Here is a 19258-nt window from a genome sequence, read left to right as displayed (position 1 = left end):
TGCCATGCCGCCGATCCTGACCGGACGGAGCAGTGGGAAATGTTGTGATTGTGTTGTGGCGGACCAAATGTCGGCTCTACCATGCTTCCCGTCGGCACAATGGGATGGGGAGCGCTTGCCGGCAGGGGGTACGACGTGGACTTCCGGGTCTTGGGTCCGGTCAGGCTGTACGCGGATGGGCGGACCGTCCCGATCGTCGAGCCACGCCGCCAAGCCGTGCTCGCGGTGCTGCTGCTCGAAGCGGGCCACACCGTCGGCGACGACATGCTCATCGACCGGGTCTGGGGTGAGGCGCCGCCCAAGCAGGCACGCCGGTCGCTGCAGGCACACGTCACCCGGATCCGCCGCGCACTCGAACAGGCCGATCACGGCGACGCGCACGTGGCGCGGGACCCCGGCGGCTACCGGCTCGTCGTCCGGCCGGACCAGATCGACGTCTTCCGCTTCCGCCGCGCGCTCCGCGAGCACCCGGCCGACGCCGCCGAGCTGGAGGCCGCGCTCGGACTCTGGCACGGCGAACCGCTGGCGGGCCTGCGCGGTGACTGGGCGGACCGCACCCGCCGCGCGCTGCGGCAGGAACACGCGGCCGCGGTCGTCGCCTGGGCCGCCGCCAAGCTCGCCGCGGGCGACGCGGCGTCTACGATCGCGCGGCTCACCGCGCTCACCGACGAATACCCGTTGCAGGAAACGGCGGCCGCGGCGTTGATGCGCGCGCTGTACGCGGCGAACCGCGGCGCCGACGCGCTCGCCCACTATGAACGGATTCGCCGGGTGCTGCGCGAAGAACTCGGCGCGAACCCCGGCCCGGAACTCGCGGCCGTGCACGAAGCCGTGCTGCGCCACGATCTGCCGCGTCTCGGCGTCGCCGCCTCCCCCGTTCCCGCGCAACTGCCCGCCGACGTCGCCGCGTTCGCGGGCCGCGTGGAGGAACTCGCCGAGCTGGACCGGCTGACGAAGGCGGAACCGGGGCTCGTCTGCCTGACCGGCACGGCCGGGGCCGGCAAGACGGCGACGGCCGTGCATTGGGGTCACCGGGCACGCGGCCGGTTTCCGGACGGGCAGCTCTATCTCGACCTGCGTGGTTATGGTCCCGGCGAGCCGATGCCGTCGACCGACGCGCTGGCCACGTTCCTGGACGCGCTGCTGCCCGAGGGCGCGCCGATCCCGCTCATGCCGGTCGAACGCGCGGCCCGCTTCCGTACCGAGGTCGCGGGCAAGCGGCTGCTCGTCGTGCTGGACAACGCGGCGAGCGCGGAACAGGTCCGCCCGCTGCTGCCCGGCACGCCGACGTGTGTCGTGGTGGTGACCAGCCGCGACTCCCTCGCCGGGCTCGTCGCGCTGCACGGCGCGCGCCGGGTCACCGTCGACCAGCTGCCCGCCGCGGACGCGACCGAGCTGTTGCGACGGCTGATCGGTCCCAGGGTCGACGCCGAGCCCGAAGCGGCCGCCGAGCTGGCGCAGCGGTGCGTCCGCCTGCCGTTGACCTTGCGCCTGGCGGCCGAACTCGCCGGTTCCCGGCCGTGCTCGCCGCTGTCCCGGCTGGTCGGCGAACTCCGTGCGGCGCAAAGCACTCTCGATCTGCTCAGTGGCGGCGGCGATCAGCGGGCCGCTGTGCGCGCGGTGTTCTCGTGGTCGTTACGGCAGCTGGACGCGGAAACCATTCACGCGTTCGCGCTGCTCGGCCATCATCCGGCGCCCCTGTTCGACGCGCACGTGCTGGCAGCGCTGAGCGGCGGGGTGCTCGACCAGGCCCAAAACCGGCTCGGCGCGCTGGCCCGCGCGAACCTCGTCCAGCCGTCCGGCACCCACCGGTACGGCATGCACGAGCTGCTCAAGGCGTACGCCGCGGAGATCGGTGACGATCTGGCCTTGCCCGCCGCGCTGAGCGGGGTCTACGACTACTACCTCGCCACCGTCGCCGCGGCGATGGATCGGCTTTACCCCGCCGAGGCCCACCGGCGCCCGCCGGTCAGCGCGCCCGATGCCGCGCTGCCCGCCTTCGCCGACGCGGGCGCCGCACGGGATTGGCTCGACGCCGAGTCACCCAATGTCCAGTCGCTGGCCGCGCACGCGGTGGCCAACGGCATGCCGGAGCACGCCGTGAAGCTGTCCGCGCTGCTGTTCCGCTACCTCGACGGGCACCACGAAACGGCAGCACTGGCCATTCATGGACACGCCAAAGAAGCCGCGCGTGTGATGGGCGACCGCACCGCCGAAGCCGCCGCGCTCATCGCGCTCGGCGGCGTGCACATGCAGGCGGGCCGCTCCGGAACCGCCGACACGGACATGTGGGCGGCGCACGCCCTGTTCACCGAGACCGGCGACCTGCTCGGTCAGGCGAGGGCGCTGGGCAACGTCGGCATGCTCGCGGAAAGCGCGGGCCGCTACCGGCAGGCGGCCGGTTACTACACCCGGACGCTGGCCATGTTCGCCAAGCTCGGCGACACGACCGGCCAGGCACACCTGCTCACCAGGCTCGGCACGATCGAAGCCAGGATCGGCCGCGACACCGCGGGCCACCGGCACCTGTTGCGCGCCATGGACTTGCACAAGCGTGCCGGTCACCGCTTCGGCGAAGCCTGGGTGAAGGTCGGCCTCGGTGAACTGGCCACGCGGCAACGCCGGACGACCGAAGCCCGCAGGCTCCACAGCGAGGCCGCCGACCTGTTCAGCCAGCTCGGCCACAAGGACAGCGAGGCGTGGGCGATCGACGGGCTCGGCAGGGCCGAGGCGACCGGCGGTCACCCGGTCGACGCGACCACCCATCACCGGCGCGCGCTCGACCTGTTCCGCGGGCACAGCGGCCACGACGGCGAATCCTGGGCGCTCAACGGATTGGGCGAGGCCTGTCACGCCTGCGGCTACGTGGCGACGGCCCGCGCGAACCACACCGAAGCACTCGCCGTCGCCACGCGCACCGGCTGCCACGAACAGATCGCGCGCGCCTATCACGGCCTCGCCCGCGTCGCCTGCGCCGACACCGACTTCGCCACCGCGCGCAGCCACTACGACCACGCGATCGAGATCTACACCGAACTGGGCCTGACCGCCGCCGGCGTCGCCAAAGCCGAACTCACCGCGCTCCTCTGACCAAGGGTCGTGAGTGTTCAGACCGGTTAGAACCGGCCGCGTAACTATTCAGGTACCCCCAGCTCGACGTATATGCAGGTCAGCGACGTGGGAAAAATGGTCCAGACCACAAAAGGCGGCCTATTCGATCTTGTGAAACAGGCAAATCGGGCGCAAGGCGCTTCACTGAAGCGCATTTTGCTTCGGAAACCCCCTGGTAGGAGACGTGACTACTCCAACCAGGGGGGTCCTGAATAGTTACCCGGCCGCATCACTCACGACCCCCACGTCGACGCTGCTAGGCGACGTGGCGGCCGGTCGAACGGCGGCGGTCACGCCTGTCCGGGCTGTCCTCCGCGGGCGCGATCGCCAGCGAACCTTCGACGGTGAGGTTCGTCTGCTCGTCGGTGCCGAGGGCGTCGCCGACGAGTGGGCCCGGCTGGGTGCGCGTGCGGTGCTGCCGGTAGACCGCGAACAGCAGGATCAGGCCTGCGACCAGGAACACGTGCGTCACCAAACGACCCGCGGTGACCTGGCCGTTGATCAGGTCGCTCGCCGACACCGCGCTGAGCACCAGCACGAACCCGGTGATGATCGGCAGCTGGCCCGCCGCGGCGCGGGTGCGCACTGCCGCCCAGAGCAGGCCGATGCCGATCGCGAGGTTCCAGGCCGCGCCTTCGTTGAGCAGGTGACCGGCGTCCGCGGCGCCATGGCCGGTGTGCGTGCCGGTCTCCACGCCGAGCAGCTGGGCGAACGCGAGACCACATTGGACAAGGCCGACCAGGCCGAGCGCGACGCGCAGACCCCACTTCTCCCGCGACGGCGGCGGGGAGTTCTCGAGGATCACCGCGGTGAGGTCCGGGACTTCGGGCGCGGCGCGCAGCAGCATCGACCGGCGCAGCAGGCTGCTCTGCTCGAACCAGGCGCGGCAGGCCTGGCAGGTCGCCAGATGCCGGTCGACCTGGTCGTCGGGCAGCGGGCCCTGCTCCGAATCGAGCCTGGCCGACAGCGCTTCACGGAAGATCTCGCAACTCACAAGGACATAGTCGTCCCTGCGGTGTTGGAAGTTCCAGGGCCCCCCTACGCCGGGGTCGCCGAGGCTGCCGGATCGGCCATGGCGGTGAGCAGGTCGGCGCGGGCGCGGGCGACCCGTGAGCGGATCGTGCCGACCGGGCAACCGCAGACGCCAGCCGCTTCCGCATAGGACAGACCGAGTTCTTGTGTCAGGACAAAGGCTTCCTGACGGTCGGGGTCGAGTGCCTTGATCAAGTCGTTGAGCACGACGAGATCCTCGAAGCGGGCACGGCCCGCCATCGGCACGCCGGTTTCGGGAACCAGGCGCGGGCGGCGGCGGGCGGTGCGGAGGTGATCGGCGGCGACGCGGCGCGCGATCGAGAGCAGCCAGGTGCGGGCCATCGAGCGTCCTTCGAATCTGGGAAGGCTTTTCAGCGCGCGGAGATAGGTTTCCTGCGTCAGGTCGTCCGCTGACTGGATGTCGCTCAGGTGCGCGACGAATCGCCATACGTCGGGCTGCGTCGCGCGGAGGAAACGATCCAGATCGGGCTTGCTGCCGCGGGCGGCGGCGCGGGCCCAGCGGGTGACCTCGTCATCGGTGTTCCGTGAACGCTTCACTCTTCTGGGTACGTCGCGCCGCCGTGAGCGGTTCAAATCGGATTGTCCGGAATACCCGGGAACCATTTCGCGGGCACCGCCGACTTCCTACCCGCTTCACCAACCTACGAAAGCGGGATGACATGACTGAGACGACGTTCGCGGTGTCGGGCATGACGTGCGGGCACTGCGTGTCCTCGGTGCGTGAGGAGGTCGGCGAACTGCCCGGCGTGCAGACCGTCGAGGTCGACCTCGGCAGCGGACGCGTGCAGGTCTCCAGTGACAACGCGCTGGACTTCGATCAGCTCGAACAAGCCGTCCGCACGGCCGGTTACCAGCTCGTCCGATGAGCGCGGGGCTCGATCACCGCACGCGGGTCGAGCTCACGATCGGCGGGATGACCTGCGGGTCGTGCGCGGCCAGGGTCGAACGCAAGCTCAACAAGCTCGACGGCGTCCAGGCGACGGTCAACTACGCCACGGCGAAGGCCAGCGTGCTGCTGCCGCCGGGACTGCCGGTCGAGGACGTGGTCGGCGCGGTCGAGGCGAGCGGCTACACGGCCAGGCTGCCCGAGCGGGCCGCTCCCCCGACGGCCGACCTGCCGCTGGTCAGGCTCGTCGGTTGCGCGGTGCTGACGTTCCCGGTGCTCGTGCTCGCCATGGTGCCGCCCGCGCAGTTCGCAGGCTGGCAATGGCTTTCGCTCGCGCTCACGACGCCGGTGGTGACCTGGGGCGCGTGGCCGTTGCACCGCGCCGCGGTCACCAACCTGCGCCATGGCGGCGCGACGATGGACACGCTGGTGTCGATCGGCGTCACCGCCGCGTTCGGCTGGTCGCTGTACGCGCTGCTGGTCGGCGGCGCGGGCGCGCTCGGAGTCCGGCATGACTTCTCGCTCACCTCGCACGGGTCCGGCGGCGGCATCTACCTGGAGGTCGCCGCCGGGGTCACCCTGTTCATCCTGACCGGCCGGTTCTTCGAGAGCCGGTCACGCCGACGCGCCGGCGCCGCCGTCCGCGCGCTGCTGGACCTGGGCGCGAAGTCCGTCTCGCTGCTCACCGAGCACGGCGAGGAGCGCGTGCCGATCGAGCGGCTGCGCGTCGGTGACCGGTTCGTCGTCCGGCCCGGCGAGCGGATCGCCACCGACGGTTTCGTCGAGGACGGCGCCTCCGCGGTCGACCTGCGCATGGTGACCGGCGAGTCGGTGCCGGTGGAGGTGGCGGCGGGCGCGGCGGTGACCGGCGGCTGCGTCAGCCTCAGCGGACGGCTGGTGGTGCGCGCGAGCCGGGTCGGCGCGGACACCCGGCTGGCGAGGATCGCGGCGATGGTCGAACGCGCGCAGGACGGCAAGGCGGCCGTGCAACGGCTCGCCGACCGTGTGTCGGCTGTGTTCGTGCCGGTTGTGCTCGGCCTTTCGGCGGCCACGCTCCTGTTCTGGCTGGTCATCGGCGTCGACGCCGAGTTCGCGTTCACCGCGGCCGTCGCGGTGCTGATCATCGCCTGCCCGTGCGCGCTGGGTCTGGCGACGCCGACCGCGCTGCTCGTCGGCACCGGCCGAGGCGCTCAGCTCGGCATCCTGGTGAAGGGCCCGGAAGTGCTCGAGTCGACGCGCCGGGTGGACACCGTCGTGCTCGACAAGACCGGCACGGTGACCAGCGGCCGGATGAGCCTCCTTCGGTTGCACACCACCACCGGCACCCCCACCGGCCAGGTGCTGCGGCTCGCGGGCGCGCTCGAACACGCGTCCGCCCACCCGGTCGCCGCCGCGATCGCCGACGCCGCCGCCCGCCGCGTCGGCGACTTTCCACCCGTGTCCGGCTTCGAAAACGTCGCCGGCGCCGGAGTTCGCGGCATCGTCGACGGCCACGACGTCGTCGCGGGCAAGCCGGAATGGTTGCGGCAGCTGGGAATCCGGCTGCCGCTCACGCTGAAGGTGGCCGAACACCACGCTCGCCGCACCGGCCACACGACGGTCGCGCTCGCCTGGAACGGCAACGCCCACGCCGTGCTGGTACTCGCCGACACGATCAAGTCGACCTCGGCCGACGCGGTGCATTTGTTGCGGGGACTGGGTTTGCGGCCGATCCTCCTCACCGGCGACAACGAATCGGTCGCCAGGTCGATCGCCCGCGAGTCGGGGATCACCGACGTGCTCGCCGACGTCTCGCCCGAGCAGAAGGTCCACGTCATCGAAGACCTCAAGGCACAGGGCCGGGTCGTGGCCATGATCGGCGACGGCGTCAACGACGCCGCGGCCTTGGCGGCCGCCGATCTCGGCCTGTCCATGGGCACCGGCGCCGACGCCGCGATCGAGGCCGCCGACCTCACCCTGGTCCGCGGCGACCTGCTCGCCGCGGTCGACGCGATCCGCCTCGCCCGCCGGACCTTGGCGACCATCAAACTCAACCTGTTCTGGGCACTCGCCTACAACGTCGCGGCGCTGCCGCTGGCCGCCGCCGGGCTGCTCAACCCGATGATCGCCGGCGCCACCATGGCGTTGTCGAGCTGCCTGGTCGTGTCCAACAGCCTGCGACTGGCCAAGTTCCGCGCGACGACGGGCTAAGGCACTCGCCGCCGCGTCCAAAGTGGTGAATGATCTGGCGATGGCTTACGACGAGGAGCTCGCCGACCGGATCAGGGAACTTGTCGCCACCGAACCGGACTTGGCGGAACAGCGCATGTTCGGCGGGCTCGCCTTCCTGGTGAACGGCAACATGTCCGTCGCGGCCAGCGGCAAGGGCGGGCTGCTGGCGAGGGTCGATCCCGACGACGCCGCCGCGCTGCTCGGCGAGCAGGTCGACTACATGGTCATGGGCGGCCGCGAGATGACGGGCTGGCTCCGCGTCGCGCCCGCGGCCATCGACAGCGACGACGAACTCGCCGCCTGGGTCGAACGCGGCGTCCGCTACGCGCGCTCTCTGCCCGCCAAACGCAAGAAGTCGTGAGTGTTTTCGCCGGTTATTTGAGGGGAAACGCAAAGGTGGCGTGATCGTCGGCTCGACGTGGGTCGTGAGTGGTACGGCCGGTTCTAACCGGCGAAAACACTCACGACCCCTTCGGGCTGTCTCGTCCGCGGCAGGGTCGTGGTCCGGCGTGGATGAGGGCCTACTTCACTCGGATCCGTGGCGTGAGGGCCTAGTTCGACCGCATATACGGGTAAGGGAGGCCCCCACCCATTCAGCTCGGGTGAGGGAGGCCCTCACCGCGCCGACCGTGGATGAAGGCTCCCCTCATACCTGGGCCTACTGCCTGGGTGAGTGCGGTTTGCGTCGTTCAACGCCGCGAACCGCACTCACCTGCCTCGAACGCCCCCTTCTCGGCGATCGCGCTGGCATGAGGTGGGTGGCCTGGCTCAGCGAGTGTATGAAGGCTCCCCTCATCAAGCCGGGCGTGTATGAAGGCTCCCCTCATACAGCCGGATCTGTATGAGGGGAGCCTTCATACAGATCCGTGGATGAGGGCTCCCTTCATACAGCTCACCCTGTATGAGGGGAGCCTTCATACAAACCGGCGTGGGTCAGGGCCTCCCTCACCCGAGCCAAGCGAGTCAGGGCCTCCCTCACCCGCATATACGGCCGAACTAGGCCCTCACCCCACGGATCCGAGTCAGGGCCTCCCTCACCCACGCCGGACACGCCACCGACACGGACGAAGGCAGCCGAGGAAGGGGTCGTGAGTGTTTTCGCCGGTTAGAACCGGCCGTACCACTCACGACCACGTCGGGCGGGCTGCCGTCTGACACCGAACTCGGCAATCGTCATGGCGCGCGCACGCGGGCGACGTAGCGCGTCGCTCGCGAGACAAGGCCGACAGAATCGGCGCCTGACATGGGGTTCCTCGGCTTTTCTCCAGCCCAGTACGGGCACTCACGGTGACCGCTATGCTCCCCAGTGATATTCAGCTTAGGCTAACCATAGTTAGCTTAGGCTAGTCTAAGGTGGCGTTGGGTTTCAGCGAGTGAGCCGGGGGAAAATCCATGCTTGGGAGGACGTTGGCGCCGGTACGGCGTCAACTGGCAGGTGCGCTGGTGCTGCGAGCCGTCGCGGCGATAGCGACCGTGGTGCCGTTCGTGGCCATTTACGAGATCGCCCGCGTCTTACTGGCCGGGACGCCGGATTCCGGGCAGGTCTGGCGGCACGCCTGGACGGCCGTGGCTGCCGTCGTGGTCCGGTTCCTGGCCGCGACGGCTGCGTCCGGGCTCGCCCACTCGGCGGACGCGGCGTTGCAACTGTCCATTCGGCACGATCTGGTCGATCGGCTCGCGCGGGTGCCGCTGGGCTGGTTCACCGAGAACAACAGCGGCCAGGTCAAGAAGGTGCTGCAGGACGACGTCGAGGCGGTGCACTTCCTCGTCGGGCACGCGCTGCTCGATCTGACCGGTGCCGTCGTCACGCCGCTCACCGCGTTCGCCTACCTGGTGACCGTGGACTGGCGGCTCGCGCTGCTGACGCTGGTGCCCGCGATCCTCTACTACCTCGCGCACCGACGGAAGATGCGCATCGCGGGACGTGCGATGGGTGATCTCGGCGCGGCGATGGGCCGGATCAACGCGGCGATCATCGAGTTCGTGCGTGGCATCGCGGTGGTCAAGACCTTCGGGCGGGCGCGGCGTGCGCATGACCGGTTCGCCGAGGCGGCCGATGACTACACCGCGCGGTTCGGGAAGGCGGTCGGGCCGATTCTGCGGATCGACGCGGTCGCGTCCGCGATCGTCTCCCCCACGCTGGTCCTGCTGATCGTGGTCGTACCCGGGGCGGTCTTCGCCGGTCAGGGCTGGATCGCGCCGGTCGACGTGCTGCCGTTCGTGTTGCTCGGTCTCGGGATGACGGCGCCGGTCACCAATCTGGCCTTCTTCGCGCAGAACTTCCGTGCCGCGACCGCGGCGGCCGCGTCGATCGAAGAACTGCGCACCGCTCCGGTGCTCGCCAAGCCGGAGCGGCCGGACATCCCGGAAGACGGCGCGATCGAGTTCGACGACGTGAGTTTCGCCTACACCGAAGGCAATCCGGTGCTCAAGGACCTGTCGGTGCGCCTGCCGGCCGGCACGGTGACGGCGCTGGTCGGGCCGTCGGGTTCCGGCAAGTCCACTGTGGCCGCTTTGATCGCCCGGTTCCACGATGTCACCACCGGCACGATCCGGCTCGGCGGCGCGGACCTGCGCGACATCCCGCCCGCGGACCTGTACCGCCACCTCGGTTTCGTTCTGCAGGACGTGCACCTGTTGCGGACCAGCGTCGCCGAGAACATCCGGCTCGCCCGGCCGGACGCGACGCTCGACGAGGTCAAGGCCGCGGCCGCACGGGCCAAAGTGGACGATCGGATCTCGTTGCTGCCCAGGGGTTACGACTCGGTGATCGGTGAGGACGCGCATCTGTCCGGCGGCGAGGCGCAACGGGTCGCCATCGCCCGCGCGATTCTGGCCGACGCTCCGGTGCTGCTGCTCGACGAGGCCACCGCGTTCGCCGACCCCGAGTCGGAGGCCTCGATCCAGGAAGCGCTCTCCGAGCTGGTCGCGGGCCGCACCGTGCTGGTCATCGCACATCGGCTGGCCACGATCACCGGTGCCGACCGGATCCTCGTGCTCGACGACGGCAGGCTCACCGAACAGGGCACCCACGACGAACTGCTCGCGCTCGACGGGCACTACACCCGGCTGTGGCACGCCCACCGCCCCGGCATCACGGAGGCCGCCCGATGATCCGCCGCCTGATCAGGGTGGTCGGCGACGGCCACCGCCCGGCGATCAACGCCTTCCTCGGCACCTTGGTCGCGTACGCGGTGCTGCAAGGCGCCGGTTTCGTCCTGCTGGTGCCGTTGTTGCGCGCGCTGCTCGGCAACGACACGTCCGGGGTCTGGACGTGGACGGCCACGCTGGCCGTCGTCGTGGTCGCGACGCTGATCGCGTTCTACGTGCAGGCCATGCGCGGCTTCCGGGTCGGCCAGGCGGTCGGGAACCGGCTGTATCACCGGATCGGCGACCACGTGGCGACGCTGCCGGTCGGCTGGTTCTCCGGTGACCAGGTCGGCAGGCTGACCCGGCTGGCGGGCAACGGCGTCCGCGAGGTCACCGGGCTGTTCGCGCATCACCTGCAGCCGCTGGTCGCCGCGATCGTGACGCCGCTGACCGTGATCGCGGCGATGCTGTTCTTCGACTGGCGGCTCGCCGTGGCGCTGGTCGTGGCCGTTCCGGTGCTGTACTTCGTCCGCCGCTGGTCGGCGGACGCGGTCGGGCGCGCGGACGAGGCGTTCGACAACGCGGTCACCGAGGCCAACGCGCGGGTCGTCGAGTTCGCGACCGCGCAGCCGACGCTGCGGGCTCACGGCGGCGGCATCGGCCGTGCGATCCTCGACGACGCGCTGAAGGCCCAGGACCGGGTCGCCCGCAAGCAGGTGCGGGTGATGGCGCCCGGCAAGTACGCCTTCGCGGCGATCGTCCAGCTCACGGTCGCGGTCGCCATCGTGCTCGCGGTGAACCTGGCGCTCGGCGGCGGAGTCGACCTCGCCGAGCTGGTGGCCGTGCTGGTGCTGGTCGTGCGGTTCGCCGAGCCGGTCACCGAGATCGCCGAACTCGGCGCCGTGCTGCGCATGGCGGGCAGCAGCCTGGACCGGATGGACGAGCTGCTGCCCACCCCGCCGCTGCCCGAACCCGCCGAGCCGAAAACGCCAAAGCACAACGGGATCACGGTCTCCGACGTCCGGTTCACCTACCCGGGGCAGGACAAGCCGGTCCTCAATGGACTCGACTTCGAGGTGCCCGCCGGGACGATGACCGCGCTCGTCGGGCCGTCCGGGTCCGGCAAGACGACCGTCACCCGGCTGCTCGCCCGGTTCTTCGACGTCGACGCGGGCTCGATCACCATCGGCGGCGTCGACCTGCGTGAACAGTCCACAGAGGACTTGATGGCCAGGCTCGCGCTGGTGTTCCAGGACGTCTACCTGTTCGACACGAACATCCTCGAGAACATTCGCGCGGGCAGGCCGGGAGCGACCGACGAAGAGGTGCTGGCCGCGGCCAGCACCGCCGGGCTCGACTCGGTTGCCGCGCGGCTCCCCGACGGCTGGCAGAGCGAGGTCGGCGAAGGCGGGACCGCGTTGTCCGGCGGCGAGCGGCAACGTGTCTCGCTCGCCCGCGCGCTGCTCAAGGACGCGCCGATCGTCCTGCTCGACGAGGCGACCGCGTCGCTGGACCCGGAGACCGAGCGCGCGGTCGGCCAGGCGCTGACCACGTTGTCCGGCGGCCGGACCATGCTCGTCATCGCCCACCGGCTGGAGACCGTGGTCGCCGCCGACCGGATCGTCGTCCTCGACGAGACCGGCCGGATCGCCGAGTCCGGCAGCCACGCGGAACTGATCGCCGCCGACGGCCGGTACGCCGGGTTCTGGCGGCAGCGAGCCAAAGCGAGCGCCTGGCAGCTCGCCGGAACGGAGCGGGCATGAGCGACCGGGAACGCGCCAGACAGCTGCTGCTGCGCCGCAAACTCGCCGAGCGTGGCATGACGGACTCGGCGACCGTCACGATCGCGCGCACCGGGGCGGCCGAGGCGCCGCTTTCGTCCGGCCAGCAACGCATCTGGTTCCACCAGACCCTGTGGCCGGAGAGCACGGCGTACAACCTCTGCGTCGGCTTCCGGCTGACCGGTGAGCTGGACCCCGCCGCGCTGGCGGCCGGGTTCCGGCATGCCGTGCGGCGGCACGAGATCCTGCGGACGGTCTATCGCGCGGGTGCCGGGGAGCCGGTCCAGGTCGTGCTGCCGAGCCCCGAGGTCGACCTGCCGTTCGAAGAGATCACGGAAGCGGAGATCGCCGCGCGAGCCGAGGCCTTCGGCAACGAGACGTTCGATCTCAGCGTCGACATTCCGTTGCGGCTCAAGCTGTTCAGGCTCAGCGAGACCGACCACGCGCTGATACTCGTGGCGCATCACATCGCCGTCGACGACCGGACCTGGCCGCTGCTGTTCGCCGACGTCACCGCGGGCATGAACGGTGTCACGGCCGCCGAGCTGCCGGTTCGCTACGCCGACTATGCCGTGTGGCAAAGGAAGTCGGTGTCCGAGGAGCAGTGGGAGTACTGGCGCGACCAGCTCACTCCCCTCGCTCCGCCCACGACCATCCCTCCGGACCGGCCCCGGCCCGTCACGCCCTCGCCGGTGGGCGCGCGGGTCACGCGCAAGCTTCCGGCGGAGCTGGTCGCGAGCATCGACGAGCTGGCCAAGAACAGCAGGGCGACGCGATTCATGGCGCTGCTCGCGGCGTTCAAAGTGGTGCTGTACCGGCACACCGGGCAGACGGACGTCGTGGTCGGCACCCCGTCGACCCATCGCAGCGGCACCGAACTCGACCAGCTGATCGGCTACTTCGGCAACACGCTCGCGTTGCGGACCGACCTGAGCGGCAATCCCGGCTTCGGTGACCTGCTCGGGCGGGTGCGCGAGACCTGCCTCGGCGCGTACACCCACCAGGACATCCCGTTCGACGTGCTCGTGGAACGCCTGGCGCCGCAGCGTGCGCAGAACCGTTCGCCGCTGTTCGACGTCATGTTCTCGACCCGCGCGGCCGCCGACGACGGTGTTTCCCTACCCGGGCTGGACATCGCGGAACTGCCGGTCTGGAACGGGACCGCGATGTTCGACCTCTCGGTCGAGACCGTGCCCCGCGCGGACGGCATGGACCTGGTCGCCACCTACCGCGAGGACCTCTACGACACCGAGACCGTCGACCGGCTGCTCTGGCAGTTCGAAGCCGTACTGCGGGCGACGGCCAGCCGGATAGACGACGTCGAACTGCTGTCCGAAGTGGACAGAGAGCGTGTGCTCACCGGCTGGAACGACACCCGTGTCGACGTTCGCCCGGCCACCTTCCCCGAGCTGTTTCGCGAGCAGGTCTGGGAGAACCCGTCCGCGATCGCGTTGCGCGGCAAGCGTTCGGGCGGCGGCGCGCTGGTCGACCTGACCTACACCGAGCTGGACGTCGAGTCGAACCGGCTGGCGCACGCCCTGATCGGGCTGGGCGCCGGTCCAGGTGAGACGGTCGCGATCGCCTTGCCGAGGTCGATCGACGTCATCATCGCGATGCTGGCGGTCGTCAAGGCAGGCGCCGCGTTCGTCCCGGTGGACCCGGACTACCCGGCCGACCGGGTCGCCGCGATGCTCGCCGACGCCGATCCCGTCCACACGATCGGCTCGCTGGACGAGCTCGACGTTTCCGGGCAGCCGGAGCACGCGCCGACCGACGCGGACCGGATCCGGCCGCTGCGCCTGGCCGACGCGGCCTACCTGATCTACACCTCCGGCTCGACCGGCACGCCGAAGGGCGTCGTGATCCCGCACACCGGGCTCGCGGACCTGGTCGAGACGCTGCGCAAGGTGTTCACGACCGGGCCAGGCACCCGGGTCTCGCAGTACGCCTCCCCCAGCTTCGACGTGGTGATCGTCGAGATGGGCGTGAGCTTCCTCAGCGGCGGGACGCTCGTGGTGGTGCCGACGCCGGAGAAGATCGGTGACGGGCTGATCCGGTTCATCGCCGAGGAGAAGCTGACCACGGTGACGCTGCCGCCGTCGGTGCTCTCGACCGTCCCGCTCGGCGCGATCTCGCCGGACGTGACGCTGCTGATCGGCGCCGAACGCATCCCCGAGCGGCTCTCGCGGACCTGGCCACTGACGCACAAGATGGTCAACGCCTACGGCCCGACCGAGTGCACGGTCAACTCGACGTTCTGGCTCTGCCGCACCGAATGGGGCGACGGCCCGGTGCCCATCGGCATCCCGGACGTCAACAAGAGCGCGTACGTGCTCGACGACCGGCTCCGCCCGGTCTGGCCTGGCCGTGTCGGCGAGATGTACCTCGGCGGCGCCGGGCTCGCACGGGGCTATCGGGACCGGCCTGGCCTGACGTCGACCCGGTTCGTGGCCGATCCGTTCGGCCCGCCGGGTGCGCTGATGTACCGGACCGGTGACCTCGTGCGCTGGCTGCCCACAGGTGAGCTGCAGTATCTCGGCCGTGGTGACCGGCAGGTGAAGATCCGCGGGTTCCGGATCGAACTCGGCGAGGTCGAGGCCGTGCTCGCCGGGCATCCCGACCTCGCCCGCGCGGTCGTGCTGGCGCAGCCGAGGGAGAACGCGCCGGACCGGCTCGTCGCCTGCTGCGTCCCGGCCGAGGGCCGCACTCCGGCGTGGGCGGCACTGCGTGCCTGGCTGCGCTCGCGGTTACCGGACTATCTGGTGCCGTCGGTCGGCTGCGTGGTGGACACCGTGCCGCTGATGAAGACCGGAAAGATCGACGAGAAGGCCGTATTCGCGGCGGTGACCGACGAACCCGCCGAGCACGACGTCGCCCCGACCGGTGACGCCGAGCGGCAGGTCGCGGGCATCTGGACCGAAGTCCTGCCGGACAGCCGGATCACCGCGAACGCGAACTTCTTCGACCTCGGCGGCCACTCGCTGCTGCTCGTCAGGGTCCAGTCGCTGCTGGCCGAGCGGCTCGGCGCGCGGGTGCCGATCGTCGATCTCTACAAGCACACGACCGTGGCCACGCTCGCGGCCAGCCTCTCGGGGGACACCGGGTCCGAAGTGGACCGGATCGCCGAGGCCGCGCGCGAGCGGCGGGCCAGACGGAACAGACGGGGGCGTTCGGATGGATGACGGCATCGCGATCATCGGGCTGGCTTGCCGGTTCCCCGACGCCCGTGATCACCGCGAGTTCTGGGCGAACCTGATGGCGGGCAAGGAATCCGTCCGCCCGGTCAGCCAGGCGGACTATCTCGCCGCCGGTGGCGACCCAGCCGGGCTGACCGACCCCGACCTGGTCAGGGTGGAGTCGGCGATCCCGGAGATGGACCGGTTCGACGCGGAGTTCTTCGGCTACTCCCCCGGCGAGGCCGAGCTGCTCGACCCGCAGCACCGGGTCTTCCTGGAACTCGGCTGGCACGCGCTCGAAGACGCCGGGTACCAGCCGAGCCGCTACGACGGCGCGATCGGCGTCTACGCGGGCGCCAACGACAGCCGGTACTTCCTGGAGAACCTGTATCCGAGGCTGGCCGCCGAGCCGCATTCGGTGCGGACCATGGCCGCGCACACCGCCAACTCGGCCAGCGCGCTGCCGACCCGGCTTTCGTATCACCTCAATCTGCGCGGGCCGAGTGTGTCGGTGCAGACGGCCTGCTCGACCTCGCTGGTCGCCGTGCACCTGGCCTGCCGTGACCTGCTCGACTTCACCGCCGATCTGGCGCTGGCCGGTGGCGTCGCGATCAACCCGTCACTTCGCCGCGGCTACCGGTATGTCCAAGATGGACCGTACTCACCGGACGGCCGGGTCCGGGCTTTTTCCGCCGGGGCGCAGGGAATGTCGGCGGGCAACGGCGCCGGGCTCGTCGTGCTGAAACGGCTGGACGAGGCACTGGCCGACGGCGACCACATCCGCGCGGTGATCCGCGGCAGCGCGATCAACAACGACGGCAAGCGGAAGGTCGGCTTCACCGCGCCGAGCCCGCAAGGGCAGGTCGAGGTGATCGTCACCGCGCAGGAACTGGCCGGGATCAGCCCGAACCGGATCAGCTACGTCGAAGCCCACGGCACCGGGACGCTCATGGGCGACCCGATCGAGGTGTCCGCGCTGACCGAGGCGTTCGGCCGAGGCCCGGCGCGGACCGGGCCATGCGGGCTCGGGTCGGTGAAGACGAACATCGGCCATCTCGACTCGGCCGCCGGGATCGCCGGATTGATCAAAACCGTGCTGGCGCTGGAAAACCGTGTGCTCCCGGCGAGCCTCAACCTCGGCGAGCCCAACCCGGCGATCGACTTCGCGGGCACGTTCGAGGTGCTCACCGAGCCGACTCCGTGGACGGACGCGGCCGGGCCGCTGACCGCGGGCGTCAGCTCGTTCGGCATCGGCGGGACGAACGCGCACGTGATCGTCGAAGAGGCACCCGGGCGGTCCATTGTGGATCCGGCGACCGGCTGGCACGTGCTGCGCTGGACAGCGGCTTCGGCGGACTCGGCGCGCGAGTTCGGGCAGCGGCTCGGTGAACATCTGCGTGACCACCCCGATGTTGCGATCGCTGATGTGGCACACACGCTGGAGAACCGGTTGGCGCCCTTGCCTTTCCGCGCTTCCGCGGCTGGTCGTGACGCCGCGGAGCTCGCGGACGCATTGCTGTCGCACGGCTGCGACGTCGCCAGGTCCACTGTGGATGACCGTGCGGTCGCGTTCCTGTTTCCCGGCGGCGGCGCGCAGTACGACCGGATGGGGCGTGACCTCTACCGCGAGGATCCGCTGTATCGCGAGATCATCGACGACGCGGCCGCGATCGTCGAGCCGGTGCTCGGGTACGACCTGCGCGAGGTGCTGTTCTCCGACGCGGACGAGCCGGCCGACGGCACGGTCCGGCTCGACGGCGAGGGCGTCCGCCGCTCGGGCACATTCCCCGCGGTGGTCGCGACGGAGTACGCGCTCGGGCGAGTGCTGCTGGCGCGTGGACTCAAGCCGTCCGGGCTGCTCGGCCACAGCCTCGGCGAGTACGCGGCCGCGTGCCTGGCCGGGGTGTTCACGCTCGAGGACGTGCTGGTGTTCGTGTGTGAGCGGGAACGGCTGCTCTCCGGTGTCGGCGGGACGACGTTGAGCGTCCGGTTCGACGCCGAGGCGCTGGCCGCGAAGTACCTGACCGAGCGGATGTCACTGACCGCGGTGAACGCGCCGGGCATGTGCGTGGTGTCGGGGCCGACCGAGGACATCATCGGGCTCGAAGACCGGCTGTACGCCGATGGCGTGGAACGGCACCGGCTGCGCATTCCCGGCGCCGCGCACTCCGCGCTGCTCGACCCGGTGCTCGGCGAACTGGGCGACGCGTTGCGCGACGTCAAGCTGTCCGCGCCGACGATCCCGCTGGTCTCCAACGTGACCGGTGACTGGCTCACCGACGCCGAGGCCACGGATCCGGCCTACTGGGTCCGGCACACGCGCGAGACCGTGCGGTTCGCCGACGGGCTGGCGCGGCTCACGGCGGGCGATCCGGTGCTGCTGGAGGTCGGCCCGGACGGCGGCCTGGCGAAGCTCGCGCGTGGCCAGCTCGACGCGGACACGGTCAACGCGATGCGTCACCGGTTCGCCGAGCACGACGACACCGAGTTCCTGCACGGCGCGTTCGGCAAGCTGTGGAGTCACGGCGTTCCCGTGGAGTTCACCGAACCCGGCGGGCGCCGGATCTCGCTGCCCGGGTACTGCTTCGAGCGGCGGCGGTTCTGGATCGACCCGCCCAACGCGCCCGTGCACGCGGCGGCCGAGGAACCGTCCGTTGTGGACGAACCAGGCGACACCGTGGCGCTGGTGACGGCGATCTGGCGCGCCGAACTGGGCGTCGACACGATCGGCGCCGACGACAATTTCTTCGACCTGGGCGGGCATTCGCTGCTGCTGCTCCAGGTCGTCACCCTGCTCCGGGAACGGACCGGGGTCCAGCTGTCGGTGCGGCAGCTGTTTCTCAACCGGCGGCTCACTGTGGCGGGATTCGCCGCCGCCATCGAATCGGGAGGTCAAGCATGACGGGAACCAGGTCGGACGCGGGCGTGGTCCGGGTGCAGGAGATCATGTCGGCGGCCTGGCTGGCGAGCGCCGTCTCGGTGCTCGCCGACCTCGGCGTACCCGACCACTTCGGCGACACGCCGCTGGCGGTCGGCGAACTCGCCACGGCGGTCGGCGCCGAACCCGGTGCGCTGCTGCAGTTCCTGCGCGCGGGTGTGGCGGCGGACCTGTTCACCGAGGAGCCGGGCCACCGGTTCGCGCTGACCGACGCCGGCCGCGTCCTGCGCAGCGACGCGCCGAGCAGCATGCGCGAGATGTGCCGTGTGGTCGGCCGCCCGGAGTTCCAGCTCACCTGGGCGCACGCCGCGCACACCGCCCGCACCGGCGAGCCCGCCTTCGCGGTCCCGCACGGCAAGCCGCTCTTCGACTACATGTTCGACAACCCCGCCTTCGCCGCCGAGTTCCACGGCGCGATGGCCCAGTCGACCTCGGCGTCCACAGTGGACGCCTCGTTCGACTTCAGCACGGTCGGCCACGTGGTCGACCTGGGCGGCGGCAACGGTTCGATGCTGGCGGCGTTGCTGTCGAAGCATCCGCACCTGCGCGGCACCCTGGTCGACCTGCCCCACGCGGTCGCCGAAGCACCCGCCGTGCTCGAAGCCGCGGGCGTCGCGGACCGCGTCGAGATCCGCGCGGGCAGCTTCTTCGACGGCGTCCCCGAGGGCGGCGACGTCTACGTCCTGTCGCGCGTCATCGGCAACTGGAACGACGCGGACTGCGTCAAGATCCTGTCCAACGTCCGCGCGGCCCTCACCCCGGCGGCGCGCCTGCTGATCGTCGGCCACATGCCGACGGCCGCCGATCGCACCCACTACCTGCCCGCGCTCGGCCTGTTCATGTACGTGCTCCTGCAGTCCAACGCCCGCACCGTCGAGGACCACGACCCCCTCTTCGCCGAGGCAGGCCTCACCGCGGCCGGGTTCCACAACGTCCCCGACTCGGAGTCGGTGCTCCAGGCCCGCCTCCCCTGACCGCGATAAAGCGGGCTTTACTCCGGGGAGTAAAGCCC

At 70.6% G+C, this 19258-nt stretch carries 11 protein-coding genes; 9 read left to right on the top strand and 2 right to left on the bottom strand.

Annotation, left to right across the window (positions count from 1 at the left end; all coding sequences use genetic code 11):
• Positions 1-135: 135 nt before the first annotated feature.
• A complete protein-coding gene (locus AB5J62_RS19190) occupies positions 136-3090 on the top strand; it encodes a BTAD domain-containing putative transcriptional regulator (RefSeq protein WP_370949599.1) in 2955 nt (984 codons plus the stop codon).
• 277 nt (positions 3091-3367) lie between these two features.
• Here AB5J62_RS19190 and AB5J62_RS19185 read toward each other — a convergent pair whose 3' ends face one another.
• The gene (locus AB5J62_RS19185; protein ID WP_370949598.1) at positions 3368-4105 is read right to left on the bottom strand and encodes a zf-HC2 domain-containing protein; all 738 of its coding nucleotides are present in this window, start codon (positions 4103-4105) and stop codon (positions 3368-3370) included.
• A gap of 44 nt (positions 4106-4149) precedes the next feature.
• Complete coding sequence (locus AB5J62_RS19180; protein ID WP_370949596.1) at positions 4150-4701, bottom strand: sigma-70 family RNA polymerase sigma factor; 552 nt, start codon at positions 4699-4701, stop codon at positions 4150-4152.
• Positions 4702-4823: 122 nt separating this feature from the next.
• On the opposite strand from AB5J62_RS19180, the gene AB5J62_RS19175 reads away from it, so the two are divergent.
• The 8 genes from AB5J62_RS19175 to AB5J62_RS19140 all read left to right on the top strand — a co-directional run bounded on the left by AB5J62_RS19175 (position 4824) and on the right by AB5J62_RS19140 (position 19220).
• Positions 4824-5030 carry a heavy-metal-associated domain-containing protein gene (locus AB5J62_RS19175; protein WP_370949595.1) on the top strand — a complete coding sequence of 69 codons (207 nt, stop codon included), beginning with the start codon at positions 4824-4826 and terminating at the stop codon, positions 5028-5030.
• Entirely contained in the window at positions 5027-7240 is a 2214-nt protein-coding gene (locus tag AB5J62_RS19170) for a heavy metal translocating P-type ATPase (RefSeq protein WP_370949594.1), read from the top strand. The genes AB5J62_RS19175 and AB5J62_RS19170 overlap by 4 nt, the downstream gene beginning before the upstream one ends.
• A 40-nt stretch (positions 7241-7280) precedes the next feature.
• Complete coding sequence (locus AB5J62_RS19165) at positions 7281-7622, top strand: TfoX/Sxy family protein (protein WP_370949593.1); 342 nt, start codon at positions 7281-7283, stop codon at positions 7620-7622.
• Between the two features lie 1031 nt (positions 7623-8653).
• Positions 8654-10375: an ABC transporter ATP-binding protein gene (locus tag AB5J62_RS19160; RefSeq protein ID WP_370949591.1), complete on the top strand. Its 1722-nt coding sequence runs from the start codon at positions 8654-8656 to the stop codon at positions 10373-10375.
• On the top strand, positions 10372-12114 hold the full coding sequence (locus tag AB5J62_RS19155) for an ABC transporter ATP-binding protein (protein WP_370949590.1): 1743 nt from the start codon (positions 10372-10374) through the stop codon (positions 12112-12114). The genes AB5J62_RS19160 and AB5J62_RS19155 overlap by 4 nt, the downstream gene beginning before the upstream one ends.
• Positions 12111-15314, top strand: coding sequence for an amino acid adenylation domain-containing protein (locus tag AB5J62_RS19150; protein WP_370949589.1), 3204 nt, complete (start codon positions 12111-12113; stop codon positions 15312-15314). Before AB5J62_RS19155 ends, AB5J62_RS19150 begins: the two co-directional genes overlap by 4 nt.
• The gene (locus AB5J62_RS19145; protein WP_370949588.1) at positions 15307-18210 is read left to right on the top strand and encodes a type I polyketide synthase; all 2904 of its coding nucleotides are present in this window, start codon (positions 15307-15309) and stop codon (positions 18208-18210) included. Before AB5J62_RS19150 ends, AB5J62_RS19145 begins: the two co-directional genes overlap by 8 nt.
• Positions 18207-19220 (top strand): methyltransferase, encoded by a 1014-nt coding sequence (locus tag AB5J62_RS19140; RefSeq protein ID WP_370949587.1) that lies wholly within the window; start codon positions 18207-18209, stop codon positions 19218-19220. The genes AB5J62_RS19145 and AB5J62_RS19140 overlap by 4 nt, the downstream gene beginning before the upstream one ends.
• The last annotated feature ends 38 nt before the right edge of the window (positions 19221-19258 follow it).

The sequence above is a fragment of the Amycolatopsis sp. cg5 genome, assembly GCF_041346955.1.
Classification (GTDB): domain Bacteria; phylum Actinomycetota; class Actinomycetes; order Mycobacteriales; family Pseudonocardiaceae; genus Amycolatopsis.
This window is presented reverse-complemented; position numbering and strand designations above follow the sequence as displayed.